The following is a 25,517-nucleotide window of genomic DNA, read 5'->3' on the forward strand; positions in this document are numbered from 1 at the left end:
TAAAAGTTACAGTCTGAAATCGCGGCGCCCCTCATGGATATCGCCGAGGTGTTCCCTCACGACTTCTCTCACCTTTTCGTTGGGGATCATTTCCAACCTCTTGGCAATGATCTCCTCGCCTTTGGCTTTCGTCTCCGGTGAAGCATAGTCTTCCAGATATTCCTTTAAGGTCATCAGCGCATTAGGCTGACAGATATTCGCGATTTGCCCGTTCTTTACCAGGCTCATAAAACGGTCACCCGTCCGGCCTTCCCGATAGCAAGCTGTGCAGAAGCTGGGTACGTGTCCTTCATCGATCAGCCAGTCAACCACTTGGTTCAGCGTTCTTGTATCGCTGACTTCGAACTGGGCGGAATTATCCTCTTCCGCTTCTTCCTCCACATATCCGCCCACGCTGGTACGGCTGCCGCCGCTGAGCTGGGATACTCCCAGATGAAGGGCTGCTGCACGCATTTCTTTGCTCTCTCTTGTGGACATGATAATTCCCGTGTAAGGAACTGCGATTCTAAGTAAGGCAATAATCCGCTTAAAGATTTCATCGGGTACCCCGTTGTCAAATGCATCCGGATCGATATCGTCTGCCGTACGCACCCGCGGCACGCTGATCGTATGGGGTCCGCATCCGAAGGTGTCTTCCAAATGCTTGGCGTGCATCAGAATTCCCACAAAATCATATTTATATAAGTTAAGCCCGAAGAGAACACCGCAGCCCACATCATCGATGCCTGCTTCCATGGCCCGGTCCATGGCTTCGGTATGATAAGCATAATCGCTCTTTGGTCCCGATGGATGAAGGTCTTCATACGCTTCTTTGTTATAGGTTTCCTGGAAGAGGATGTAGGTGCCGATTCCTGCTTCCTTGAGCTTTTTATAGTTTTCCACGGTGGTAGCGGCAATGTTGACGTTCACCCTGCGGATGGCGCCATTTTTATGTTTGATTCCATAAATGGTTTTTATGGATTCTAGTACATACTCAATCGGGTTCATCTTGGGGTCTTCGCCGGTTTCTAGTGCCAGCCTCTTATGACCCATATCCTGCAGGGCCGTTACTTCCTGCACGATTTCTTCCTGCGTCAGTTTTTTGCGGCGAATGTGCTTATTCTGTCCGTGATAAGGGCAGTATTTGCAGCCGTTAATACAGTAATTGGAAAGGTACAGCGGAGCAAACATCACAATACGGTTGCCGTAAAACTTCTCTTTGATCCGCTCGGCCAGGCTGAAAATCTCCTGGTGAATTTGGGGATCTTCACATTCCAGGAGCAGGGCGGCTTCCTCATAGCTAAGTCCCTTACAGTCTTCCGCTCTCTTCAGAATCCGGCGCATGGCGTCCAGATCGTCTTTATGCTCTTTGGCGTATTCCAGGGTGCGTTTAATTTCTGCATCATCGATAAATTCAGTTGCGATTTTGGATTTACTGTTGTACATGGTTCTTCCTTCCTTTTTTCTAGAGGGGAATTCTTCCCAGCCCTCTAATCTGCTCCTCTAATAAATTCCTGTCTTTTTGAATATCGGTTTTCTCCAGCTTTGCCGGATAGATTTGGTATGCCTCTTTATAAGGATCCGGCGTTACTTTTTTCATGATGACGTTAGCCCCGCAGGCAAAGGCGTTTTCTTTTTCCTTTTGATTAATCACGCCCAGGGAAGTGGTCACTGGCAGGTTGGCTTTGGGCAGAACCAGCCTGGCCAGGGCCACCGCCCGCTTGGTCAGTTCCGGACTTCCTTCTTTTTCATTCCAAAGGGGCGTATCCGGGTGGGGAATAAAGGGGCCGATTCCCGCCATTTTGCAATGAAGCTGCTTTAGCAGCAAGAGATCATCGGCAATGGTCTTTAGGCTTTGCCCGGGCAGACCAATCATAAATCCGCTGCCTGTCTCATACCCAAGACGATCGATGGTCCGCAGGCATTCAATCCGATCTTCTAAGGTGCCGCACGGATGAAGCTTTCGATAGAGAATCGGATCGGCTGTTTCATGTTTTAAAAGATAGCGATCAGCGCCGCATTCCTTCAGGTACGCCAGCTCGCTGGAGGTGAGCTCGCCGCAGCTAAGGGTCACGGCCGCTCCCATTTGCTTGATTGCTTTGACGATTTGACCCATCGTCTCTTTATGGAAGCACGGATCTTCCCCGGACTGTAAAACAATAGTACGGTATCCTGCCGACACCGCCTGCCTTGCGGTTTCCACAATCTCCTCCGGGGACATGCGGTAGCGGATGATGCTTTTGTTGGTGCTGTTTATTCCGCAGTATCTGCATTTTCTTCCGCAGATGTTGGAAAACTCGATGATGGCTCTGATCTGTACTTCATCGCCCACATTTTCCCGCCTCACCTGGTCGGCTCTTTCATAGACCGGGCCGAAATCCTCCAGGGCCAGCAATCTTACCAACTCGTTTTTGTCCATAACTTACTCCATTCAATCAAAAAATCTCTGCCCAGGCTATGGCTGTACAGAGATTGTTCCTTTTATACATATGCCACCGCCTTTCCATAAGAATCCCTTCTTTCTGGTTCAGTACGATTTATATTTCTGTCCCTTTGAAATCGGTTAATCCCTTTTTCTCAGGTGTAATATGATTTTACCACAAAAATGGAAATTCAACCACCTCATTTTCAGTACAATGTTGCTGCATATACGACCCGATCATGCCCTGCCAGGTCCTTCACCACATTGACTTTGGTAAACTTCCTTGTCGCTCTAATCAGCTCGGACACGTCTTTTGCCTGGTCATGGCCGATTTCCAGCGCCAGGATTCCTTTTTTGCGCAGACGGGCCGGCGCTCCTGCGATGATCCTGCGATAGAAGTCCAGACCGTCCTCTCCTCCGTCCAAAGCCATCAGAGGCTCAAAGGATTTTACTTCATCCTGTAAAATGGGAATCATATGGGTGCGGATGTAAGGCGGGTTGGAAACGATCATATCAAATCGTTTCTTGGCCACCGCTTCATAAAGGTCGCCCTGCGCAAAACGGATTTTTACCCGGTTTTTCTCTGCATTAAATCTGGCTGTCTCAAGGGCCGGTCCGCTGTAATCGCTGGCGGTCACTTTTATGTTTTGGCAGATCCGGGCCAGGGAGATGCCGACAGCGCCGCTTCCGCAGCAAAGATCCAGCACTCTCCAGCTCCTTCTGCCTGGGATGCGGGGGTTATCTCCCCGTAGAATCTTCGCGGCCTCTTCAACTAGGATCTCTGTATCCTGTCGGGGAATCAGAACATCGGAATTTACCTGAAAGGTCAAGCCCATGAATTCCTGCGATCCGGTAATATGCTGCAAAGGGATCCGCTTTTCCCTCTGGCTGATAAGATCAAAGTATCTGCGCTGCAAATCCGGATCCACCGGCCTGTTGGAAGCCAGAAACAGATCCACCCGATCCTGTCCGGTCAAATAATAATACAGGAGTTCCGCATCCAGCCAGGGATCCATGCAGTGGGCCTCGATGAGCCTGATCTCTCCAGCCTTTATCATTTCTCTAACGAGCATGTATCGTCTTCCTTCTCTCCTTCATTTTCTTTCGTTTGCGCCTCCTCTTTTTCAAGGGGTCTGCCGTCCTTATCGCACAAGCCTTCAAAGCAAGGCGTTTCGGGGTCAACCATCACCGCTTTCATGGCTGCAATCGCCACTTCCAGCTGCTCCTTGTCCGGTTCGGAGGTTGTCAGCTTCTGCAAGTACAGTCCTGGCAGGCTGAGAACCTTGACCAGCCAGTTATCGCTGCGGCCCGCCCATCTGAGAAGCTCATATGAAAGGCCGGCGATCACTGGAATGAGCAGCAGCCTTGAGGCAATCCTCCAGAACAGATTGGGCCATCCTAAAAGGGAAAACAGTACCAGGCTGATTACCATGACAAACATGAGAAAGCTGGTTCCGCATCTGGGGTGAAGGGTGTAAAAGCTCTGACAGTTTTCCGGCGTCAGCTCCAGTCCGTTTTCAAAGCAATGGATGCACTTATGCTCAGCTCCATGATAGCGGAATACAGTCTGGATATCCTGCATTTTGGAAATCGCCAGCACATAGATGATAAAGAGCAGAATACGAAGAACGCCTTCTACCAGATTGAGCAGGATGCCGCTGTCGGTAAAGTGCCCCAGCCAATTGACCGCTGCCGTGGGCAGGATGATAAAGATGCCGACGGTCAAAAGCAGAGCGATCACTACGGAGGCGTAAAGCATCACATTCCATGCCCCCTTTTCACCGAACCGTTTTTCCAGCCACAGACTCAATTTATCATCTTCATATTCCACTGCATCGGGGCCGTCATAACCTTCCAGGACCTCTGCCGAATACATCAGCGTCTTTGTTCCTGTCACCAGGGAAGACACAAAGACGCCCACCCCTCTAAGGATCGGAATCTTCATCCATTTGGCAGGTTTTTTCAATTTCTCAGTTTTGAGGTGTATTGATTTATTGGGAAAGCGCACGGCAACTGCTGTTCGGTCCTCCCCCTTCATCATGATCCCGTCTAAAACGGCCTGTCCTCCCACCTTTGTCGGACAGGCGTCTTTTACAAATATTCGTTTCAGATCCATGTTTACCCCTCAAGCCTTACCTTCCTGATTACCTGGATAAAGTCCCGATTGTTTTTGGTATGTGCCAGATTATCGATGATAGTCTCTGTCACATCCTGGGTGCTGCCGTTTGACAGGGCTCTGCGCATGGCCCATACGGCCCCCAGCTCTTCCTGGTTCATCAGCAGGTCTTCTCTTCTTGTTCCCGATTTGTTGAGATCGATGGCCGGGAAAATCCGTTTTTCGGAAAGCTTTCGATCCAGATGCAGCTCCATATTTCCGGTGCCTTTAAATTCCTCGAAGATAACGTCGTCCATGCGGCTTCCAGTCTCCACCAGGGCAGTAGCCAGAATGGTGATGCTGCCGCCTTCTTCCATGTTTCTTGCGGCGCCGAAGAATTTTTTCGGCTTGTGAAGCGCTCCCGGATCCAGTCCACCTGACAGCGTTCTTCCCGATGCCGGTACCACCAGGTTGTAGGCTCTGGCCAATCTGGTGATGCTGTCCAGCAGGATAACAACATCTTTTCCGTGTTCCACCAGGCGCTGAGCGCGGGCCAGCACCATTTCTGCTACCTTGACGTGATGCTGGGGCAGCTCGTCGAAGGTGGAATAGATCACTTCACCGCCCTGGAGCGAGCGTTTCATATCCGTAACTTCCTCCGGCCGTTCATCCACCAAAAGCACGATCATTTCAACATCGGGATATTTTTTTTCAATGCTGTTGGCCACCTTTTTCAAAAGCACCGTCTTACCCGCTTTGGGAGGCGCTACAATCAGGCCCCTCTGCCCTTTTCCGATGGGGGCGATTAAGTCGATGAGGCGCATGGACAGATCTCTAGTTCCATCTTCCAGCGTCAATCTTTGGTTGGGAAAGATCGGCGTCAAATCTTCAAAATGAGGGCGCTTTATTGCCACTCCCGGTTCGTCTCCATTGACCGTTACCACGTAGAGCAGTGCGCCGAACCGTTCTCCTTCATTGGGTTTCCTTGAGATTCCGCGGATTTTATCACCTGTTTTCAGATTGAATCTGCGGATCTGAGCAGGGGACACGTAGATGTCCTTGTCGCTGGTGAGGAAGTTGGAAAATCGCAGAAAGCCGAATCCCCCTTCGGCCAGCTCCAGGATGCCCTCTACTTCCGGCCGGTCCTCTTTATCCGGTACAATTTTTCGTTCGTTTTTTCTCGGTCTGGTTTCTCCAGTTTCTTCTTCTGGCGGAGCGGTCGCTTCCGTTGCTTTCTCAGTTTCCTTTTCTTTCAGCTGCTTTGGTTCAGCCTTGGGCTTGGGCGCTTTAGCCCTCTTCCCGTCCCTGCCCTTTTCGTTCCCAGGCTTTGCCGTGTTCTTATTGGTTCTTTCTTTGGTTTTAGGTTTTTCCTCCGGCTTCTCTGCTTTGGCCTCCGGCTGGGCAGGCTCCTGCATGAGAGCAGCAATCAGTTCCGCTTTCCGCATGGAATCGCAGCCTTTCATTCCCAGATTCTTTGCCATTTCCCTCAGTTCGGCCACTTTCTTTCCCTTTAGCGTCTTTTCTTCCATAAATCACATTTCTACGCACATCCGAACGGTGCGTTCCTTTCTTGCTTTTGTCATCCTGTTTTGGTGATTTCACTAGATTTCGTGTAAATAGATAAAACAGATAAGATTTTGAGACATTCTAATATTAATAATATATACCAATTCGAGAATTGGTACAATGGTTTTCTTGCGTTAGAAGGAAAAATATGCCGGGGCTGGGGGTTGTGAGCAGAAGCCGGGCCGGAAGGCGGCCACTTGGGGTGTTGAGGTGTGGCCCGGGATGAATAAGGGCCGGGCGGGGCGGAATTATCGTGATCTTGCCTTTTCGGTGCGGTTCACGATGAAATTTTTTCTGGAGAGGCTTCGGCTGGGGCGAAAGCTGCAGCGAGGCGGTTTAGTACGGCTGGAGCGGAACGGGAAACTTGAGGAGCTGCAGTTGATTGGGGGGGTGCGGCCGTCGAGGGATCGGCGCGGCGCATAGAATCAAAAAGAGACTGAACACAAAATGAACAGTCTCTTTTTCGTTGCTTTATATTTATGCGATTGTTTATGTATCGGTTTATTTGCTGTAGTCGTAGAAACCAATGCCGGTCTTTCTACCCAGCTTGTTGGCTCTAACCATTTTTCTCAGCAGCGGATGCGGTCTGTATTTGGTGTCGCCGAATTCGCTGTACAGGGTTTCCATGATAGCAAGGCATACGTCCAGTCCAATCAAATCGCCCAGTGCAAGAGGTCCCATCGGGTGGTTGGCGCCCAGCTGCATTGCAGTGTCGATTCCTTCCACATCAGCAACTCCGTCTGCAAGAATTCCGATTCCTTCGTTTACCATCGGGATCAGGATTCTGTTTACTACGAATCCAGGAGCTTCCGCTACATCTACCGGTGTCTTTTTCAGTGACTTGGTCAGCTCGATGATGGTTTCTCTCGTTTCTTCGGATGTGGTCAGTCCCTTAACAATTTCTACCAGCTTCATGGCAGGTACCGGGTTGAAAAAGTGCATTCCGATGATTTTGTCCGGTCTGTTGGTTGCCGCAGCGATTTCTGTGATGGACAGTGCAGAAGTATTAGTAGCGATGATTGTATCCGGCTTGCACAGTTCGTCCAGTTCCTGGAAGAGTGCTTTCTTTGCTTCCATGTTTTCTGTGGCAGCTTCGATGATCAGATCAGCGTCCTTAACGATGCTGATATCTGTTGATCCATGTACTCTGCTAAGGATTTCATCTTTGTCAGCAGCTGTAATCTTTTCTTTCTTTACCATTTTGTCCAGATTCTTTGTAACAGTAGCAAGTCCGTTATCAACGGAAGTCTGTCTTCTGGCTCTCAGTACAACTTCGTATCCGTTCTGAGCAAGAACCTGAATAATTCCGGCACCCATTGTGCCTGTTCCTAATACTCCTACTTTTTTCATTGTATGTCCTCCTTGTAGTGTAACAATCCGCCTTCTCGGAGCCGATTGTTAAAAAATTAACTTTATCCTCATGGTATATTATATACCACACACTCATCTATTGTAAACTATTTTTGCCTTCTTTGCATTAGGAAATTTCTTTTTTCATTTCTTTTTTATATGCTTCCACGCCCGGCTGGTCGAAGGGGTTTACTTCCATCAGCATTGCGGTAAGAGCGCAGGTGGTTTCAAAGAAGTAGATCAGCTGGCCTAGATGATAGGCGTCAAGCTTTGGAATGTCAATGCGGACCATGGGGATCTGCGCCCCGCTGTGAGCCTGGATGACGCCCTTGACCGCCGCCTTATTGAGCTGGTTCAGCGTCTTTCCCGCCAGCGGCCCCGATGGAATGGTCAGATCGACGTCCGCTTCCATCACATTGAGTACCGTTTCAAAGAAAACCTGGTTTCCCTGCTGCAAAAACTGCCCGATGGAATGAAGGTCGGTGGTCAATTCCAGACCGGACGGAAAGAGGCCGGTTCCGTTTTTGCCTTCGCTCTCTCCGTAAAGCTGCTTCATCCATGAAACAAAGGATTTGAGCCTGGGTTCAAAGTACTGAATCCCTTCAATGACTTTTCCTTTTTGCAGGAGCAAATACCTTGCGATGGCATAGTCCTTGGCGTCAAAATCCCAGTCCGTAGAAAGAGCCGCAGCCGCAGCGCCGTCCAGCATGGCCTTGACGTCGGCTCCCGCAGCCGCGATGGGAAGCAGTCCCACAGGAGTCAGAACCGAGTAGCGGCCGCCGATGTCAGAGGGAACAGAAAAGCTGATATAACCTTCCTTCTCCACTTCTTCCCGCAAAGCGCCTTTTTCCGGATCGGTTATCACATAGATCCGTTTTCTCGCTTCTGCTTCTCCATATGTACGAATCAGCTCTTTTTTGAAAATGCTGAATGCGGCGGCCGTCTCTACCGTAGTGCCGGATTTGGAAATCACGCAGAGGCAGACTTCTTTTCTGCCCATTTCCTCCAGCAGCTGTGCATGGTAGGCAGCGCTTAGATTGGTTCCCGCAAACTTCACCTCCGGCGCGCCGGGTTCTTTGGGAAGGGCCTCGATCGCAGCTTTCGCGCCGAGGTAGGAGCCGCCGATGCCGATTACAATCAAAAGCTCGCACTGGAGGCCAATGGCGTCGGAAACAGCCAAAAGGCTTTCCAGCTCTTGTTTATCATACTCCATAGGCAGTTTTACCCACCCTGTAAAATCTTCTTTTCCTGACCATAGCCTTTCCAGGGCCTCATCGGCCTTTTCTCTTTTGCGGTCTATATCCCCTTGTACCAAACAGCTTCTGGAAACGTCTATCTTTATATCCATAGAAAACCTCCTTTATCCCTATCCTTTTTATTGTAATCTGCCTGTTCCTGTTATTCAAGAAAATGTTTTCCTGATTTATCTTCAAGTCACTCAAAAAACAGTATTAATTTGTGTTTTTTCCCTATTATTCTGTCACCTCTTTCGGCTTTTGACCAAAAAAAAGACAATGCGACTTTGCGGTCCTTGCAATTCATTGTCTTCATAGCTTTATAACGATAAATTGATTTCACGTTATTTAATTATTCTATTACACATTAACGGAAAGAAAGGTAAGGTAAAAAATGAAAAGAAAATGTCTATTTCTCGTTATTGCATTAGTGCTGGTGTTTGGATCGGTCAGTGTGGTCAGTGCGTACTCGTGGAGTGCTACCGTAAATGCCAACCGCACAAGTAATACGTCTGCTCGTGTATCCGCAGATATTACTTATACAACAACTGTAGATTCCGCTACTAACAAAATTACCCTTCAGGAGAAATATAACGGTTCTTGGAGAACCGCTACTGGTGTTCCTGTAAAAACTGTATCTCGGACAAAATCCAATGTACGTTCTTTGTCCTTGCCATATACTTTTACTCTTGTAAAGGGCAAAGTATATCGGGCAAAAGCGGATTTTACAAGTAAAAAGGGGAGTTCCACAATAACTAAAACATTTTATAGTAACGTCTTTTAAATTTATTTAATGCCTTAAATTTTAATTTAAGGCATTTCTATATTATTCAACATTTTTATTATATCCTCTTTGCTAATATCTCCATTAATATTTAGTTGTCCATTCGTAAGGTAAACCGTTGCTAAGATTGGTTCATTTTTATTGTTTGATAGGTATACTTTTCCTAAATTGCACTCTATAATTTCAAAGTTTCCTTTAGCCCTCGTTACCTTTGAATCGTCTCCATTATACTGTCTTTGGTTTATGTATAGTTCTAAGTTATTATTCTTAAAAGTAGTCCCTGCAGAAAACCCATCCTCTTCGTAAATTTCTACATTTATTTTATCAAAATTATACCCATCAGGGATATATTTAGGAATAGCCAATTTAGGCGCTACTTTTCTTAAATCTTCAACTTTATTCCAATCTGTTTCCTCATATGCGGTAATTCCACTATCGCCCTGGATTTCCCCTTCATTAATCACAATCTCTCCATCCCCTGTCTCAACCCGCTGTTCCGTATTTTTGTCGGCGTCGACCGGAACTACTGTTTCCGGCCACGCCATATAAACCACCGCTGCACACACAATTACCGCAACTGCCGCTACACTAGCACACCTCGCCGCTCGTTTTCTGCGCTTTTTTTATCTGCAGCGTCCAAAGCTTTGAGCTCCTCTACCGTAATCGACACTTCCGGGATTTCCTCCATATCATCAGATAGGGCCTTTACCAATGCGTTCTCAACTGCGCTTCTTGCCGTCGTTCTTTCATCCTTATTTTTCTCAGCCATGTTCTTTCCTTTCTTTACGGTGTTACCCCTTTATCTGTAGTTGCCACTGCGGTGTACTTAATAGGTTTATTATAATTCAATCTAATGTTCTATGCAATTCTTTCAAATGCTTCGATACGGATCACTCTTCCTTGCCGACAATTCCTTCCACATAATATCTTGCAATCTGCTCCATACATTTCAACTGTTCTACCGAGCAGGCCGAGAGCGGACCCATAATATTTTCCTTAATTCTCTCTATTTCCGGATCTGCAGTATCTGTGGCGGCCTTGTCTCCAGCCAGAATATAATCAGCACTCAAATTCAAAATCTGCGTCAACCGATATAAGGTTTGAATAGATACCCCTTTATCTCCATATTCAATATCTGCTACAAACTTACTGGAGACGCCTAATTTGGCTGCCAGCTGCCCCCTGGTCATATGAATCGCTTCACGCTGCGTCCGGATCCGCCGCCCCATTTTCTTAAGATCGATCTCCTTTAAACTGGTCTTTTTCTTCATTCTTCTCCTCCCAGGAACTGTTTCCACTCACAGTTACAATTATCTCTACTTATAGTCTAGTGTTCTCAGCTCCCGCGGAAATAAACTATTGGTGTAATTAAGTATATCTTTAAAGAGAATTTTTGGAAAATTTTATATCATTTGTCGAAAGTTGCGTCTTTTTGTCTAAATTTGTAGTCTATAATATCGTGTTTTTTGAACCCTAAATTACGGAAAGAAGGTGTTTATGAAAATCGATGATCATTTAAGACTTTCCAGGAACTTAAAAACATTGAGAAGGACTGTCCGGCTCAACCAAGCAGAGCTGGCCGCAAAAATCGGATTATGCAGATCTTCTTACAGCCTGCTCGAGCAGGGTGAACGGCTGCCGGATCTCAATACACTTTACTCCCTTTCTCAATTTTATCATGTGGAGATGGATGCTTTGGTAAAATGTGATGTGCAATCGATTTTAAGCGATTACTTTCTGCACCAGAACATTACCAAGGACGAACACCAACTTCTGAATCTTTATTCAAAGCTTTCGGAAGTATCAAAAGGACAACTCCTGGAACGGGCGGAAGAGCTGGCCCGGCTGGACATTCGGAAAAGACAAGAGGCTCTGCAGGTGGATTATTAACACCAAAAAAATTAAAGCCGGTACTCATATTATGAGGCCGGCTTTCATAATATTGCATTTAGGTTTATATCGTTGAGAGGAAGAAGGTGACACATGGCCACATACAACTTTCCGGACAGAAATGCACTTCGTCTTTTTGAGCAGGGCGATTATATCTTTTGCTATCAAAGTTTTGGCGCCCACAAGGATCGAAAGGACGGCCAAAGCGGTTACCGATTTACGGTCTGGGCTCCAGGCGCAAGAAGTGTACGGGTCATCGGCGACTTCGACGATTGGCAGGGACGGGAAACCTCCATGCGGCAACTAGAGGAAAGCGGGGTATGGGAAACCTTTGTTCCACATGCAAAAGAAGGCATGCTGTACAAATACTTAATTGAGACGCCCTCCGGCGGCCTGCTGTATAAAGCAGACCCTTTCGCCTTTTATGCCGAAAAGCGGCCGGGAACGGCATCCAGACTGACAGACCTTTCATACACGTGGTGCGACTCCAGCTGGATGGCACAGCGAAAAAAACAATCTCATTTTAAAAAGCCCCTGAACATCTATGAGGTCCACCTTGGTTCTTGGAAGCAGAAGCGAGGCATACAAGAGGGGGAGGAACCGGTCTTTTATACTTACCGGGAGCTGGCCAAAGAGCTGACCGATTATGTGAAAGAAATGGGGTACACCCATGTGGAATTGATGCCGGTAATGGAGCATCCCTTCGACGGTTCTTGGGGCTACCAAATCACCGGCTATTATGCCCCTACCAGCCGCTATGGACCGCCGCAGGATTTCAAATATCTGATCGATTGCCTGCATCAGGCCGGCATCGGCGTGATCTTGGATTGGGTTCCAGGCCATTTCTGCCGAGACGGACATGGGCTCTGCAGCTTCTGCGGCTCAAAGTTATATGAATCCCAGGAACACGCCCACTGGGGTACGTTTAATTTTGACTACAGCAGACCGCAAGTAGCTAATTTTCTTATCAGCAACGCCGTTTTTTGGCTGGAGGAATATCATGCTGACGGGCTGCGGGTGGACGGCGTCAGCAGTCTGCTCTATCTCAACTATGGAATCGATAAGCCCAGCCTAAAGCGATATAACGAGCGGGGAGGCGAAGAAAATCTCCACGCACAGGCCTTCCTGCAAAAGCTCAATCAAACCGTAGGCCAGCTCTTTCCCGATGCCTTTACCATCGCAGAAGAAAGTACAGCCTGGCCCCTGGTTACCTATCCGCCGGAAGAAGGCGGCCTGGGCTTTCATTACAAATGGGATATGGGCTGGATGAACGACACCCTCAAATACTGCTCACTGGACTTTCCTTTCCGCGACGGCAGCCATAACCTGCTGACCTTTTCCATGATGTATGCGTTTAATGAAAACTTTATCCTGCCCTTGTCACACGATGAAGTGGTCCATGGTAAAGCTTCTTTAATCGGCCGCATGCCGGGCGATTACTGGCGGCAATTTGCGGGGCTGAGACTCTTGCTCCTTTATCAAATGTGCCACAGCGGCGCCAAACTTAACTTTATGGGCAGTGAATTCGGCCAATTCATCGAGTGGCGATTCTACGAAGGACTGGAATGGTTCCTGCTGGACTATGAAGCCCATGCAAAACATCAGCAATATGTAAAAGCGCTGAACCACTGTTATCTTCGTCAGTCCGCCCTTTGGAAAGAAAACTATACTTGGAACGGTTATCAATGGATCGATGCTGATAATTGCCGGCAAAGTATTTTGATATTTAAACGGCAGGGTGAGAAAAAAACGGATTTTGCTATCATCCTCCTCAACTTTCAGCCTCAAACCTATAAAGACTTTAAGATCGGCGTACCGGAGCCGGGCATCTACCGGGAGGTATTCAATTCAGACGATAAAGATTTCGGGGGAAGCGGCTGCGTCAACCGCCGTCTCCTAAGAACAAGAAAAGGCGAGTACCACGGGCAGAAGCAGTATCTATCGATCTTAGTTCCTCCGGTCGGCGGGATGATCCTTACTTACTGTCCGCCAAAAAAAGGATCGGAGGAATTAAAGGAGGATAACAAGAATTATGTTTGCAAGCAAGGATGACTTTAAGGAACAATATCTGGCGGAATTTACTAAAACCATGGCAAAGCCCTTTGAAGAGTGCACCAAGCGGGAAAGATACGAAGTACTGGCAAAAATGATCTGCAGCCGAGCAGCAAAGCTTCACACTGAAACCAGGCTGCGGCACATAAGCCAGCAGCGAAAGCAGGTCTATTATTTTTCCATGGAGTTTCTCATCGGCAGGCTGCTGAACAACTACCTGATTAACTTGGGAATCGAAGAAACAGTTCGTCGAGGACTCAAAGAACTGGGAGAGGATTTGGATCAGCTTCTTCCCATGGAGCCGGACCCTGGCTTGGGCAACGGAGGACTGGGACGGCTGGCAGCCTGTTTTTTGGATTCCATGGCCTACCTGGATCTTGCGGGGATGGGTATGGGCGCCCGTTATCGATTCGGACTATTCAAACAGACCATTGAGGACGGCCGTCAGACCGAAGAACCGGATCCCTGGCTGGTCAACGGGTATCCCTGGGAGATCCGCAATTCGGATAGCGCCGTTTCCGTACACTTTGGCGGTAAGGTGGAACGGACCTATGAAGATGGTAAAATCAATTTTGAGCACACGGCTTATCAGACCGTCCTGGCCGTTCCTTACGATGTACCCATTGTGGGATATGACGGCAAAACTGTAAACATGCTGCGGCTCTGGCAAGCCGAACCAGCAGAGGAAAAGATTGACCTTGCTGCTTTTAACAACGGTAAATACAGTGAAGCAGTCCGTGAGCGGAATGAGATTGAAGCGATCACAGCCATCCTTTATCCCGACGACAGTACACCTGCCGGAAAAGAACTGCGCTTAAAACAGGAATATTTTCTCACCGCTGCCGGAATCGCTTCCATCATTGATAACTATAAGCATCAATACGGCGCAGATAACTGGCGCGCCTTTTCAGACCGCACAGCCATCCATACCAACGATACCCATCCGGCGCTGTGTGTTCCGGAGCTGATGCGGATTCTCCTGGATCAAGAAAACCTGGAATGGGATGATGCCTGGGACATTGTAACAAAAACAATTTCTTTTACCAATCATACGATCATGCCCGAGGCTCTGGAAAAGTGGCCCATTGATCTCATACAGCGATTGCTGCCGCGGGTCTACATGATTATCGAGGAAATCGACCGACGTTACCGCGAAAATATTGACCGCAGCCAAGCAGATTGGCAGGACCGGACCCGTTCCTCTGCGATCCTCTGGGACGGCCAGGTGCGCATGGCCAATTTATCCATTATCGGCAGCCATTCCGTCAACGGCGTAGCCTCCATTCATACCAATATTCTTAAACACGATGTTTTTCAGACCTTTTATCAGGAGAGCCCCGATAAATTCAATAATAAAACCAATGGGGTCAGCCACAGGCGCTTTCTTCTAGAGGCCAATCCAGCTCTAGGCAGGCTGATCACCACTTCAATCGGACCGGAGTGGATTTCCAATGCCTATCATTTGGAAAATCTGCTCCCCTATGCCAATGACGATTTGTTTCTGAATCAGCTGGAAAAAATCAAATATGTCCAAAAGTGCCGTCTGGCGGAATATATCAAAGAACATAACGGAATTACCGTCGATCCGGCATCCATCTTTGATGTACAGGTAAAGCGAATTCACGCATATAAACGCCAGCTGCTCAATATGATTAAAATTATATACCTTTATAATCGGCTGAAAAAAGAACCGGATCTGGACCTCCATCCCCATACCTTTCTTTTCTCAGGAAAAGCAGCCCAAAGCTATGAGTTCGCCAAGGAAGTGATCCGTCTGATTCATGCGATGGCGGATGTGGTCAATCATGATGCGCAGATAGGCGGAAAGCTGAAGGTCGTTTTTCTTGAGAATTTGAGCGTCAGCATCGGCCAGCTGATCTATCCGGCCGCCGATATCAGCGAACAGATTTCCACTGCCGGAAAAGAGGCCAGCGGCACCGGTAATATGAAATTCATGTTCAACGGCGCCCTCACCCTGGGAACCATGGATGGGGCCAATGTGGAGATTCATCAGCTTGTAGGCGATGATAACATGTTTCTTTTCGGCCTTACTTCCAGTCAGGTCACGGATCTTCGGGGGAACTATCGTTCTTTGGACATTTGCGAGCATTCTTCTGCACTCATGGAAATCATCGACCAACTGGTCAATGGATTTTTTGGCTCCGATAAGGACGCCTTTTGGAGTATACACGATGCCCTCATCCGCTACAACGACGAATATTTTGTACTTGCGGACTTTGAGGATTACATGAGGGCCTTCTTTGAGGCAGACCAGGCTTACACTGACAGGCGGCGCTGGAACAAAATGGCCCTTACCAATATCGCAATGGCCGGGCATTTCAGCAGCGATCGCACGATTTCCCAATATGCGAAAGAAATCTGGAAGATAAAATAAAAGGTCGTATCGTTTAAGTACTTGTTTACTAAGGAGGGTTTATTATGCGAAAGCAAGAATGCGTAGCGATGCTGCTGGCCGGCGGGCAAGGCAGCCGATTGGGCGCGCTGACCAGAAATATTGCCAAGCCGGCTGTAGCTTTTGGCGGAAAATATAGAATCATTGACTTCAGCCTGTCCAATTGTACCAATTCCAACATCAATACGGTGGGCGTGCTGACACAGTATAAACCTTTGCTGCTCAATTCCTACATTGGTACCGGCGCCGCCTGGGATCTGGATGATGCTTACGGAGGCGTATTCGTGCTGCCGCCCTACGCCACCGAGGCAGGCGGTCAATGGTACCAGGGAACTGCAGATGCCATCTTTCAAAACATAGATTTTATTGATAACTACGATCCTCAATACGTTTTAATTATTTCTGGCGATCATCTTTATAAAATGGATTACAGCTTAATGCTGGAAGAACACAAGCAGACCGGAGCCGACCTGACCATTTCCGTAATGAAAGTGGCCTGGGAAGACGCCTGCCGATTCGGCATTCTGACTGCCGATGAGAAGCATCAAATCGTCAAATTTTCCGAAAAACCGAAGAATCCCGACAGCAACCTGGCCTCCATGGGCATTTATATGTTTAATTGGAAGGTTCTAAAAGAGGCCCTTATAGGGGATCATCAAAATTCCCGCTCCGACCATGATTTTGGCAAGAATGTGATTCCCATGCTCCTAAATCAGGGCAAAAGGCTCTGTGCCTATACCTTTTCCGGCTACTGGCAGGATGTGGGAACAATCGACAGCTATTATCATACAAACATGGAGCTTCTCAATCCCCAGTCCCAGTTTAATATCTTTGAAGAGGATATGCGAATCTTCAGTAATTCCAATATTTATCCGCCCCATTACATCGGCCGCGGCGCTGTGGTGGAAAACAGCCTCATCTGCAATGGCAGCCGCATTTTGGGTGATGTAAAAAATTCCATTCTCAGCTTTGAGGTCTCCATTGAGGCGGGAGCCAGTGTATCCGATTCCATTCTCCTGCCCGGCGCGTCCGTGAAAAAAGGCGCCCAGGTATTCCGGACCATTGTCGGCGAACATGCCGTAGTAGGGGAGGACGCTGTCTGCGGAAACAGAAAAGGACAGGAAATCACGGTCATCGGCGACAATCAGACCGTGTTCAAGCAACAGGAAGGAGGAAGCCATGAATAAGGTTATCGGACTGATTACCACCAATTATACCAACGGCCATTTCGGCCCCCTGGCCCAGAACCGGCCGGCAGCTACCATTCCCTTTGGAGGCAGATACCGGCTGGTGGATTTTCCTCTCTCCAACATGGTTCATTCCGGAGTTCGTTCTGTGGGCATCACCACTTCTCACTGCTACCGCTCCATCATCGACCATCTGGGAGATGGAAAGTACTGGTCTTTAGATCGAAAATCAGGAGGCCTGTTTTTCCTGCCGGGTTCCATCTATGGATTAAAGCGGTTTGAAGGAAAGTTCCTGCTGCGGGACTTTATTGACAATCGTCCGTATCTTGCTCGGGCCAATGGGCATCTGGTCGTTGTAAGCGCTAGCAATAAGATCTATAACATGGACCTCCAGCCGCTGATTCGCCAGCATCGCCAATCGGGCGCCCAGATCACCATGGTTTACAAAGAGATCGCAGACGCCCATATGAAGCAGGGCCCCTTCCTCGATCTGGGACAGGACGGCAGGCTGGTGGGAATCCGCAGGCAGACAGCCGGTCACGCCGCCTGGTTCATGGACTGTTTTGTCATTAACCAAGAAGATCTGCTGGCCTTGATGGATTGGTATGAAACCATGAGCTATGTTGATCTCATGGAAATTATTTATGAAAATATAATTGATATGAAAATCGATTCCTATCGTTTTGACGGCTATGTGGGTGCAGTTGACAGCACTTATGACTATATGCGCTGCTCGCTGGATTTGCTCAAGCCCGAAATCAGCGACGAATTATTCAATAACGGCCGCAAAATTTTTACAAAGGTGCAGGACTCGCCGCCGTCCAAATATCGATCTGGATCCCATGTGTCCAATTCGCTGATTGCAAACGGCTGTGTCATCGAAGGAACTGTCGAAAACAGCATCCTCTCAAGGAGCGTCCGCATCGGCAGGGGAGCAGTGGTCAAAAACTGTGTGATCATGCAGCAGAGCAATATTAAAACCGGCGCCTTTATGGAAAATGTGATCTGCGACAAATTCGTGCGGATTAACGAGGATACCCGCCTCAGCGGCAACCGCTATACGCCGCTGGTAATCGAAAAAAGTAAAGAAGTTTAGAGCAAAGGAATTCAATATGACCAACAAAAGCAACCATTCGCAAAAGACAAGTCCGATCAAAGTTCTATACGCCATATTCGAAGCCGACCCTTTTATTAAAACAGGCGGCTTGGGAGATGTAGGAGGATCCCTTCCCGCTGCCTTATGCAAAACCGGCGTGCAGGTAAGGGTCATCCTGCCCAAGCTGGCCTCAATCCCGCAGGAATTTAAAAGCAGGATGATCACCATTACCCAGTTTGAAGTTCCGCTGGGCTGGCGGCGGCAGTACTGCGGCATCCAAATGCTGCGGGAAAAAGGCGTCACCTATTATTTTGTGGACAACGAATATTACTTTAAGCGGTCCGGACCTTACGGCTATGAGGATGATGGTGAGCGTACCGCTTTTTTCTGCAAGTCAGTACTGGAGTGCCTCCAGCATCTCCCGGATTTTTTTCCAGATATCCTCCACTGCAATGATTGGCATACGGCTCTAATTCCGGTATTCCTCCGTGAACAATACATGGAAGCCCCAAAATATACGCGGCTACGCACCGTATTTTCTGTACATAATCTTAAATTTCAAGGTATTTTTCCCAAGTCGATGCTGGCTGATGTCCTGGGGCTTGCCCATAGCAGATCCGCCTCTGACCAGCTGGCCTTTGAGGGGAGTATTAACTATCTTCAGGGAGCCCTTTATTACAGCGACCGGCTCACCACAGTCAGTCCTACCTATGCCAAAGAAATCCGCACTGCATATTACGGAGAGCACATGGAAGAAATCTTTCGACGACGAAGCTCCGTTCTCACTGGAATTCTCAATGGAATCGACCAATCAAAGTATTCTCCGGCTAAAGATCGATGCCTTTATGAAAGGTATCGGCCGTCTTCCTTTCAGCAGGGAAAGGCCGCCAACAAACGTGCTCTTCAGGAAGAACTGGGGCTAAAAAGGGATGAAAGCATACCGCTTCTTGTCATCATCAGCCGTCTGACTGAGCAGAAAGGCCTCGATCTGGTCCTGGGAATTCTCGATGAGCTCCTCTGTGAGCGAGTCCAGCTGGCTGTCCTGGGAGTTGGGGATGCCAAATACGAGGATGCTTTCCGCGGCTATCAGGCCCGCATGCCTCAGAAAGTTCGGGCCTGCATGACTTTTGACGCTCCCATGTCATCTAAATTTTATGCTGCTGCTGATATTCTGTTGATGCCGTCCAAGTTCGAACCTTGCGGCCTGTCACAAATGGCAGCTATGCGTTATGGCACGATTCCCATAGTACGGGAAACCGGAGGGCTGGCGGACAGCGTCATCGCCTATAACCAATATGAGGATACCGGCGACGGATTCAGCTTTGCCAACTATAATGCTCATGAACTGCTGTTTACCATCAAGAGCGCCTTGGATCTTTACACCAACCGCAGAGCGTCTTGGGATGCTCTGGCAGTGCGCGCTATGAAAAAAAATTTTTCCTGGAAAGCTTCGGCAGAAAAATATGCTGCCCTTTACCGGGATTTAATCCATCTATAAAAGGAATGATTTATGAACGTTTATCACAATTCACAGGATCCGGCTTATCGGTCTCCAAAAGGCGCTGTAGCTGCAGGAACGCGCATTTGTCTTTCCCTGGCGGTGGAAGGGGAGTGTCCGTGCCCCGGCTGCTTCTTGTACTTGTATATGGACGGGACGAATGCTGAGCCTGCTGCAATGGAAGGTGTGCGGCACTCCCGGAATCTGCAGCTTTTTTCCATAGAAATCGTCGCTTCTGCCAGCCCGGCATTATGCTGGTATTATTTTTCTATAACCGGCACCGACGGATCTCCCCTTTATTATGGGAACAATCCCCAGCAGCTCGGCGGAGAAGGCCTCCTGTACGACCATATTCCGCCGCCCTTTCAGATTACCGTCTATGCGCCGTCTTCCGTTCCTGACTGGTATACTCATTCCATTCTTTATCAAATTTTTCCTGATCGATTTGCCCGAGATGACGCCTGGCTTTCCAGACAGGCCGATGCCGCCGCCGAGCCATTCGCAGAGACTTTCCCTTCGCGGCTGATTCAGCAGAACTGGTACGATCAGCCCTTTTATAGCCGGAATACAAAGGGAGAAGTAATTCGCTGGCCTTTTTTCGGCGGCAGCCTGGAAGGAATTCGCAGCCGGCTCTTGTATTTAAAAAGCTTGGGGGCGGGAACCATCTATCTCAATCCTATTTTTTTGGCACGCAGCAATCACAAATACGATACGGCCGACTACCTGCGCATTGATCCGTCCTTTGGCAGCCTGGAGGAGTTTTCCCGCCTAATCCGAGATGGGGAGCGCCTGGGAATCCGCTTCATACTGGACGGGGTTTTCAACCACACCGGCGCCGACAGTAAATACTTCAACCGCTTTGGCCGCTACCGAGAGCCCGGCGCTTGCCAGGGGCCGCAATCGCTTTATTACGATTGGTATTCCTTTACCAGTTTTCCCGATGAGTATGCCAGCTGGTGGGGGGTTGCCGATCTTCCCGCGGTTAATAAAAGCAATTCCTCCTATCAGGAATTTATCTTCGGCGGCAGAGACAGTGTCATCCGCCGCTGGCTGAATGAGGGGGCAGGCGGCTGGCGACTGGATGTGGCTGACGAGCTTCCCGATTCCTTCATTGCCGGCATCAAAAAAGCCATGGAGGATTATGATCCCAAGGGCGTCCTCATCGGGGAAGTGTGGGAGGATGCCAGCAACAAGATCAGCTATGGGCAGCGGCGGCGGTATTTTCTGGGAGGAGAGCTGGACGCGGTGATGAACTATCCCTTGCGCGGTCTTCTAATGGATTACATGTGCGGCCGGTGTTCTGCGGAAAACGCAGTGCGCCGCCTTTTGAGCCTGGCTGAAAATTATCCGCCTCAGAACTTCTACGCGTCATTTAATCTCCTTGGAAGCCACGATCAGCCTCGTATTCTCACTGTGCTGGGCGATGCTCCCCAGGATTTGGAATACGACAAGAAGGAGGGATACCGACTGTCAAAGGATAAATATGCCCTGGCAAAGCAGCGGCTGAAGCTTATCAGTCTGCTCCAGTTCATTCTGCCGGGAGTTCCCGCTGTCTACTATGGGGATGAGGCTGGCTGTCAGGGATACGAAGATCCTTATAACCGGGGCACCTATCCCTGGGGCCGGGAGGACCAGGAACTGCTGGCACATTATCGGATGCTGGCTGCTTTGAGAAAGCAGTATGCCTTTCTTGCTGATGGAGACTACCGGTTTTCCTGGGAAGGGGAACATGTTTTTATATGTACCAGGTGGGAAAAAGGGGACGGCCGCAGGCTAATCGCCGCTGTTAATCGTCATATCTTTGGAGCGGTCTCTTTTCAATTGTCCCTGCCCGAAAAAACGACCTATGTACTGGAGCTTCTTACTTCGAGGGTCTTTTATCCAAAGGATGGCAGCCTCTTAGTTAATCTGCCGCCGCTATCGGCCATGGTCCTCGACTGCCGTACCAATCCGCCCCAAAAGCGTTCGCTGAAGCGGCGGGCAGGCGTGTTATGCCACATCTCGTCCATACCTTCGGCAAAGATGGACTCTGGAGCAAAGCAGTTTATTGATTATCTGTCCGATTGCGGTCAGAAATTATGGCAGATCCTGCCCCTCAACCCCGCGGGAGGGGAGGGAGATTCGCCCTATTCCAGCCCAGCAGTCTTTGCGGGAGATGAGCGTCTTATGGATGAGGATGCTCCCCTGGATTGGGACCGTTATCAAGCCTTTTGCCGCCAGGAAGCCTTTTGGCTGGAGGACTTTGCGCTATATATGGTGTTAAAGGAAGAGTTTTCGGATTTACCCTGGCAGAAATGGCCTCAGCCCGAGCGGGATCGAACGAACCTGGATTCTTGGAAACAGCAGGCGGGACAGCGGCTGGAAGCAATCCGCCGCCGTCAGTTCTGCTTTTGGTCCCAGTGGGAACATTTAAAGACCTATGCCAATAAAAAAGGAATCTCGGTCATCGGGGATCTGCCCTTCAGTCCCGGGACCGACAGCGCCGATACCTGGGCCCACAGGGACTTGTTTCTCCTTGGGGATGACGGTCTCCCACTGGCTTATGTCGGGGCGCCCGCCGATGAATTTTGCCCGGACGGACAGAGTTGGGGTAATCCATTATGTGATTGGGATCGGATGAAAAAGGAAGACTATTGGTGGTGGCGCCGGCGCATTTCCCAGGCAATGAGGCATTATGACTATATTCGCTGCGACCACTTTCGAGGATTTTCAGCTGCTTACGCCATTCCTCCTGGTAAAGCAGCCTGCGAGGGCGTATGGCTTCCCGGTCCGGGCGAGGATTTTTTCCGCTGTTTAACAAAGCATCTGGGTCAGCTGCCCCTTTTAGCGGAGGATTTAGGTTGTCTGGACATCCAGGTTAAAAACCTGCTCCATCTTTGCCGATATCCGGGGATGATGGTCTATCAGTTTTCTCATGGCGAAATGGAGTGCCTGCCCGATAAGGCGGCGGCAGAAAAACTTTACTATACCGGCACCCACGACAACCGGACTCTCGCCGCATGGTGCGCAGAAAATACTACCCAGCCCCGGGGAAGTGATGCTATAATAGAGTCATTATATAAAGGCAATGGCGCCTGGATCATCACGCCTCTTCAAGATTTGCTGGGGCTGGGGGATGAAAGCCGGATGAATGTGCCGGGCCGGGCACTTGGCAATTGGACCTGGCAGGCCCAGCCCTCTCAGTTGACACAGGAGCTGGCAGCAAAAGTGCGAAGATGGGCGTTAGACAGTGGCAGATAGCCTGGCTGCGTAAAGGGCCGCTCCCAGCGATGGGGCGGTTTCATCCAGGATGAGACGGATGGGGATCTCCTCCAGGAGATCTCGTACCCGGCCCTTATCTAGAAATGCGTTCAAAAAAGCATTCTGGTCCAGCAGAGGATGGATCTTTGGAAGAATGCCGCCGCTGAGATAAATGCCCCCCGATGCCATGAAGATCAAGCCAAAGTTACCGCAGGCAGAACCTAGGATCTGAGAAAACACCGTCATGGTTTCCATGGCATCGGGTTCTTGCTTGAAAGCTTTGTCAGTGATCTGCGCAGGGCTCAGGCCCCAGGCACCGGTCAGTGCACCATAGATATTGACAAGTCCCTGGCCGGATAGCAGCCGTTCACAGCTGAGACGGCCATATTGCTTGTGCAGTGTATCGCAGATTTGCTGCTGGCGCAGGTCTCCGGGAGCAAAATCCATATGGCCGCCTTCTGATGGCAGTACTTCCCCTACAGGGGTAATCACACAGACCCCCAGGCCGGTTCCCAGAGAGAGGACTGCCTTTGCGCCTTTTTGGGGAGAGCCTTCTTTTAAAGATAAGAGCTGCCCCGTCGCAATGGCAGGCAATGCGTATCCCACCGCTGCAAGATCGTTCATGAGTATAATCGTCGGGATTTGGGGAAGCGCATTTTTCAGGGAGTCCCGATCAATACGCAGCCCCGTGCCGGTCAGTTCCACCGTCTGCCTGTGGACGGGGCCAGCGGCTGCAATGCAGAGGCATTCCACGGTCCTGCCGCAGGCCAGCTGGGATATGAGACGGCCAAGGTCATCGATTGATGCGGTGGGGATCCGCTGTCTCTCCGCCGGCCGGCCGTCCTCCCAGAAGGTGCATAAGGTTTTGGTTCCGCCAATATCCATTGTCATGATCATAGGTAAGGCCTCCGTGTCTTAATTATATTCAGTATATCACAGATCAACTCAGGAAGTGAGGGAAATGCTATGTTAAATAAAGAAGTCGAAGACCGTTATCAGCAGTGGCTTACCAGCCCGTATTTTGACGAAGCTACGAAGGCGGAGCTCAAGGCTATAACCGATGAAAAGGATATCGAGGATCGCTTTTACTGCGATCTGGAGTTTGGAACTGGAGGCATGCGCGGTATGCTTGGAGCCGGAACCAATCGTATGAATCTATATCTGATCCGTAAACTGACAGCCAGCTTTGCCCGCGTCATTGCAGACCACGGCGAAGATGCGAAAAATCGGGGAGTAGCAATCGCTTATGATTCCCGCCGGTTTTCAGAGGATTTTGCTATGGAGACGGCCCTGGTACTTGCAGCTCATGGTATTCGGGCATACTTGTTTGAATCTCTCCGTTCAACACCGGAATTATCCTTTACCATTCGCCACAAGCATGCCATTGCCGGCGTCATGATCACCGCCAGCCATAATCCAAAAGAATACAACGGTTATAAGGTCTACTGGGAGGACGGCGCCCAGCTTCCTCCGGCCCAAGCCGATGAGATCATGGCCAAGATGGACGAGTGCGGATGGGATGTTTCTGTCCTTTCCCGCGAGGAAGCCCTTGCTTCAGGGCTGTTGGAAATGATCGGCCAGGAGGTGGACGATTGTTATATGACTTGCGTCCAGGAGCAGCTGCTCCATCCCCAGCTGGATCAGCAGAAGGGCTGCGGACTGAAGATCGTTTACACCCCGCTCCACGGCGCTGGCCGGGTTTTTGTTGAGCGCATCCTTTCCCAGAACGGATTTTCCCAGATCTTTACTGTCCCTGAACAAGCTGAGCCCGATTCGGAATTTTCTACGGTTCACGTTCCCAATCCGGAAGATGAAGGTGCATGGGAACTTGCTTTGACCTATGCTAAAGAACTGCAGGCCGATCTGCTGCTGGCTACGGATCCGGATTCGGACCGTCTGGGAGTTCAGTGCAGGACCAGCAAAGGGGAATACCAGCATTTGACTGGCAATCAGGTAGGAGTCATTTTAGCCAATTACATCATTGGATCGCAAAAAGCGGAAAAGGGCCTGCCCGCAGATGGTATCATGCTGCAAAGCATCGTTTCCACTGCCCTGACCGAAAAGCTGGCGGAGGAACTGGCCGTACCACTGAAAAAGGTACCGGTCGGCTTTAAATTTATCGGGGAACAGATTAAAGAGATGGAAGAGACGGGCAAAGGAAGTTTTTTGTTTGGCTTTGAGGAAAGTCTGGGTTATCTCAAAGGCACATACGCCAGGGACAAGGATGCGGTCCTGGGCGCTGCACTTGTAGCGGAAGCCGCGCTCTATTATCAGGAGATCGAGGGAAAGACATTGACCGATGTTCTGGACGGACTCTTTGATACCTACGGCTATTTCCTCGATGAACAGGTTGCTTGTACGCTCATGGGAAAAGACGGAAAAGAACGGATCGACCAGATTATGAAGTTCTTAGCAGCCGATGATCGCTGCCGGATCGGCGGCCAAAAAATCATCAGCCGGGAATATTATGACAGAGGCAAGCAGTTAAAAAACGGCTGCATGCTGGATTTGGATTTTCCAAAGGTCAACATCGTCGGACTGACTTTTGAAAACGGCGGATTCATCAAAGCCAGACCGTCGGGCACGGAACCCAAGATTCGCTTTTATTTCTGTGTCGCCGGCAACGGCCGCCGGGATGCGGAGGAAACTCTGGAGCGGACAAAGAAGGATTTCTTTTCCTTGATCGAGCAGCTTTTGTGACATATTGACC

Annotated in this window: 20 protein-coding genes; 9 read left to right on the forward strand and 11 right to left on the reverse strand. The window is 49.4% G+C overall.

From position 1 onward, the window contains the following. Positions 1-6 precede the first annotated feature (6 nt). The 7 genes from hydG to NIA71_RS13530 form a co-directional block, all read right to left on the reverse strand. Entirely contained in the window at positions 7-1,425 is a 1,419-nt protein-coding gene (gene hydG, locus NIA71_RS13500; RefSeq protein WP_148398122.1) for a [FeFe] hydrogenase H-cluster radical SAM maturase HydG, read from the reverse strand. Positions 1,426-1,444: 19 nt separating this feature from the next. After that, a complete protein-coding gene (gene hydE, locus NIA71_RS13505; protein WP_253020664.1) occupies positions 1,445-2,398 on the reverse strand; it encodes a [FeFe] hydrogenase H-cluster radical SAM maturase HydE in 954 nt (317 codons plus the stop codon). Between the two features lie 209 nt (positions 2,399-2,607). Next, positions 2,608-3,474, reverse strand: coding sequence for a peptide chain release factor N(5)-glutamine methyltransferase (prmC, locus tag NIA71_RS13510; RefSeq protein WP_253020665.1), 867 nt, complete (start codon positions 3,472-3,474; stop codon positions 2,608-2,610). Further along, positions 3,456-4,517, reverse strand: coding sequence for a DUF1385 domain-containing protein (locus NIA71_RS13515; protein ID WP_148398125.1), 1,062 nt, complete (start codon positions 4,515-4,517; stop codon positions 3,456-3,458). Before NIA71_RS13515 ends, prmC begins: the two co-directional genes overlap by 19 nt. A 2-nt stretch (positions 4,518-4,519) precedes the next feature. After that, entirely contained in the window at positions 4,520-6,025 is a 1,506-nt protein-coding gene (gene rho / locus NIA71_RS13520; RefSeq protein ID WP_253020666.1) for a transcription termination factor Rho, read from the reverse strand. A gap of 538 nt (positions 6,026-6,563) precedes the next feature. Next, a complete protein-coding gene (locus NIA71_RS13525) occupies positions 6,564-7,412 on the reverse strand; it encodes a 3-hydroxybutyryl-CoA dehydrogenase (RefSeq protein ID WP_148398127.1) in 849 nt (282 codons plus the stop codon). A gap of 127 nt (positions 7,413-7,539) precedes the next feature. Further along, complete coding sequence (locus tag NIA71_RS13530) at positions 7,540-8,760, reverse strand: glucose-6-phosphate isomerase (protein WP_253020667.1); 1,221 nt, start codon at positions 8,758-8,760, stop codon at positions 7,540-7,542. 281 nt (positions 8,761-9,041) lie between these two features. Between NIA71_RS13530 and NIA71_RS13535 the strand changes: the two genes are divergently transcribed. Further along, complete coding sequence (locus tag NIA71_RS13535; RefSeq protein ID WP_253020668.1) at positions 9,042-9,431, forward strand: hypothetical protein; 390 nt, start codon at positions 9,042-9,044, stop codon at positions 9,429-9,431. 26 nt (positions 9,432-9,457) lie between these two features. Here the strand turns inward: NIA71_RS13535 and NIA71_RS13540 are convergent, their stop codons facing one another. The 3 genes from NIA71_RS13540 to NIA71_RS13550 form a co-directional block, all read right to left on the reverse strand. Next, complete coding sequence (locus NIA71_RS13540) at positions 9,458-9,895, reverse strand: DUF4367 domain-containing protein (RefSeq protein ID WP_253020669.1); 438 nt, start codon at positions 9,893-9,895, stop codon at positions 9,458-9,460. A gap of 119 nt (positions 9,896-10,014) precedes the next feature. After that, positions 10,015-10,200 carry a hypothetical protein gene (locus NIA71_RS13545; RefSeq protein ID WP_253020670.1) on the reverse strand — a complete coding sequence of 62 codons (186 nt, stop codon included), beginning with the start codon at positions 10,198-10,200 and terminating at the stop codon, positions 10,015-10,017. A gap of 121 nt (positions 10,201-10,321) precedes the next feature. Continuing rightward, a complete protein-coding gene (locus NIA71_RS13550; protein ID WP_148398130.1) occupies positions 10,322-10,702 on the reverse strand; it encodes a helix-turn-helix domain-containing protein in 381 nt (126 codons plus the stop codon). A 226-nt stretch (positions 10,703-10,928) separates the two neighbouring features. Here NIA71_RS13550 and NIA71_RS13555 point away from each other — a divergent pair, with 226 nt between their 5' ends. From NIA71_RS13555 to NIA71_RS13585, 7 genes are all read left to right on the forward strand, one after another. After that, positions 10,929-11,321 carry a helix-turn-helix domain-containing protein gene (locus NIA71_RS13555; protein WP_148398131.1) on the forward strand — a complete coding sequence of 131 codons (393 nt, stop codon included), beginning with the start codon at positions 10,929-10,931 and terminating at the stop codon, positions 11,319-11,321. A 93-nt stretch (positions 11,322-11,414) separates the two neighbouring features. Then, positions 11,415-13,373 carry a 1,4-alpha-glucan branching protein GlgB gene (gene glgB / locus NIA71_RS13560; protein ID WP_253020671.1) on the forward strand — a complete coding sequence of 653 codons (1,959 nt, stop codon included), beginning with the start codon at positions 11,415-11,417 and terminating at the stop codon, positions 13,371-13,373. Continuing rightward, positions 13,354-15,768 (forward strand): glycogen/starch/alpha-glucan phosphorylase, encoded by a 2,415-nt coding sequence (locus NIA71_RS13565; protein ID WP_253020672.1) that lies wholly within the window; start codon positions 13,354-13,356, stop codon positions 15,766-15,768. The genes glgB and NIA71_RS13565 overlap by 20 nt, the downstream gene beginning before the upstream one ends. A gap of 44 nt (positions 15,769-15,812) precedes the next feature. Next, complete coding sequence (locus NIA71_RS13570; RefSeq protein WP_227755604.1) at positions 15,813-16,973, forward strand: glucose-1-phosphate adenylyltransferase; 1,161 nt, start codon at positions 15,813-15,815, stop codon at positions 16,971-16,973. Further along, the gene (glgD, locus tag NIA71_RS13575) at positions 16,966-18,069 is read left to right on the forward strand and encodes a glucose-1-phosphate adenylyltransferase subunit GlgD (protein WP_148398135.1); all 1,104 of its coding nucleotides are present in this window, start codon (positions 16,966-16,968) and stop codon (positions 18,067-18,069) included. The genes NIA71_RS13570 and glgD overlap by 8 nt, the downstream gene beginning before the upstream one ends. A 16-nt stretch (positions 18,070-18,085) precedes the next feature. Beyond that, positions 18,086-19,567 (forward strand): glycogen synthase GlgA, encoded by a 1,482-nt coding sequence (glgA, locus tag NIA71_RS13580; RefSeq protein WP_227755605.1) that lies wholly within the window; start codon positions 18,086-18,088, stop codon positions 19,565-19,567. A gap of 12 nt (positions 19,568-19,579) precedes the next feature. Next, positions 19,580-22,807, forward strand: coding sequence for a 4-alpha-glucanotransferase (locus NIA71_RS13585; RefSeq protein ID WP_253020673.1), 3,228 nt, complete (start codon positions 19,580-19,582; stop codon positions 22,805-22,807). Here NIA71_RS13585 and NIA71_RS13590 read toward each other — a convergent pair. Then, positions 22,790-23,704, reverse strand: a complete 915-nt coding sequence (locus tag NIA71_RS13590; RefSeq protein WP_253020674.1) for a glucokinase — start codon at positions 23,702-23,704, stop codon at positions 22,790-22,792. The two genes, NIA71_RS13585 and NIA71_RS13590, sit on opposite strands and share 18 nt — an antisense overlap. Positions 23,705-23,773: 69 nt before the next feature. Here NIA71_RS13590 and NIA71_RS13595 point away from each other — a divergent pair, with 69 nt between their 5' ends. Next, positions 23,774-25,507, forward strand: a complete 1,734-nt coding sequence (locus NIA71_RS13595; protein ID WP_148398138.1) for a phospho-sugar mutase — start codon at positions 23,774-23,776, stop codon at positions 25,505-25,507. Positions 25,508-25,517 lie beyond the last annotated feature (10 nt).

Source organism: Ihubacter massiliensis, from assembly GCF_024125305.1.
GTDB classification, from domain to species: Bacteria; Bacillota; Clostridia; order Peptostreptococcales; family Anaerovoracaceae; genus Hominibacterium; species Hominibacterium faecale.

Bases quoted from the DNA above. Each gene is read 5' to 3' on its own strand.
- NIA71_RS13565 (WP_253020672.1), top strand. From the start codon at position 13,354: ATGTTTGCAAGCAAGGATGACTTTAAGGAACAATATCTGGCGGAATTT.
- hydG (WP_148398122.1), bottom strand. From the start codon at position 1,425: ATGTACAACAGTAAATCCAAAATCGCAACTGAATTTATCGATGATGCA.
- hydE (WP_253020664.1), bottom strand. From the start codon at position 2,398: ATGGACAAAAACGAGTTGGTAAGATTGCTGGCCCTGGAGGATTTCGGC.
- NIA71_RS13590 (WP_253020674.1), bottom strand. From the start codon at position 23,704: ATGATCATGACAATGGATATTGGCGGAACCAAAACCTTATGCACCTTC.
- glgD (WP_148398135.1), top strand. From the start codon at position 16,966: ATGAATAAGGTTATCGGACTGATTACCACCAATTATACCAACGGCCAT.
- NIA71_RS13535 (WP_253020668.1), top strand. From the start codon at position 9,042: ATGAAAAGAAAATGTCTATTTCTCGTTATTGCATTAGTGCTGGTGTTT.
- NIA71_RS13530 (WP_253020667.1), bottom strand. From the start codon at position 8,760: ATGGATATAAAGATAGACGTTTCCAGAAGCTGTTTGGTACAAGGGGAT.
- rho (WP_253020666.1), bottom strand. From the start codon at position 6,025: ATGGAAGAAAAGACGCTAAAGGGAAAGAAAGTGGCCGAACTGAGGGAA.
- glgB (WP_253020671.1), top strand. From the start codon at position 11,415: ATGGCCACATACAACTTTCCGGACAGAAATGCACTTCGTCTTTTTGAG.
- NIA71_RS13595 (WP_148398138.1), top strand. From the start codon at position 23,774: ATGTTAAATAAAGAAGTCGAAGACCGTTATCAGCAGTGGCTTACCAGC.
- NIA71_RS13525 (WP_148398127.1), bottom strand. From the start codon at position 7,412: ATGAAAAAAGTAGGAGTATTAGGAACAGGCACAATGGGTGCCGGAATT.
- prmC (WP_253020665.1), bottom strand. From the start codon at position 3,474: ATGCTCGTTAGAGAAATGATAAAGGCTGGAGAGATCAGGCTCATCGAG.
- NIA71_RS13570 (WP_227755604.1), top strand. From the start codon at position 15,813: ATGCGAAAGCAAGAATGCGTAGCGATGCTGCTGGCCGGCGGGCAAGGC.
- NIA71_RS13515 (WP_148398125.1), bottom strand. From the start codon at position 4,517: ATGGATCTGAAACGAATATTTGTAAAAGACGCCTGTCCGACAAAGGTG.
- NIA71_RS13550 (WP_148398130.1), bottom strand. From the start codon at position 10,702: ATGAAGAAAAAGACCAGTTTAAAGGAGATCGATCTTAAGAAAATGGGG.
- NIA71_RS13555 (WP_148398131.1), top strand. From the start codon at position 10,929: ATGAAAATCGATGATCATTTAAGACTTTCCAGGAACTTAAAAACATTG.
- NIA71_RS13585 (WP_253020673.1), top strand. From the start codon at position 19,580: ATGAACGTTTATCACAATTCACAGGATCCGGCTTATCGGTCTCCAAAA.
- glgA (WP_227755605.1), top strand. From the start codon at position 18,086: ATGACCAACAAAAGCAACCATTCGCAAAAGACAAGTCCGATCAAAGTT.
- NIA71_RS13545 (WP_253020670.1), bottom strand. From the start codon at position 10,200: ATGGCTGAGAAAAATAAGGATGAAAGAACGACGGCAAGAAGCGCAGTT.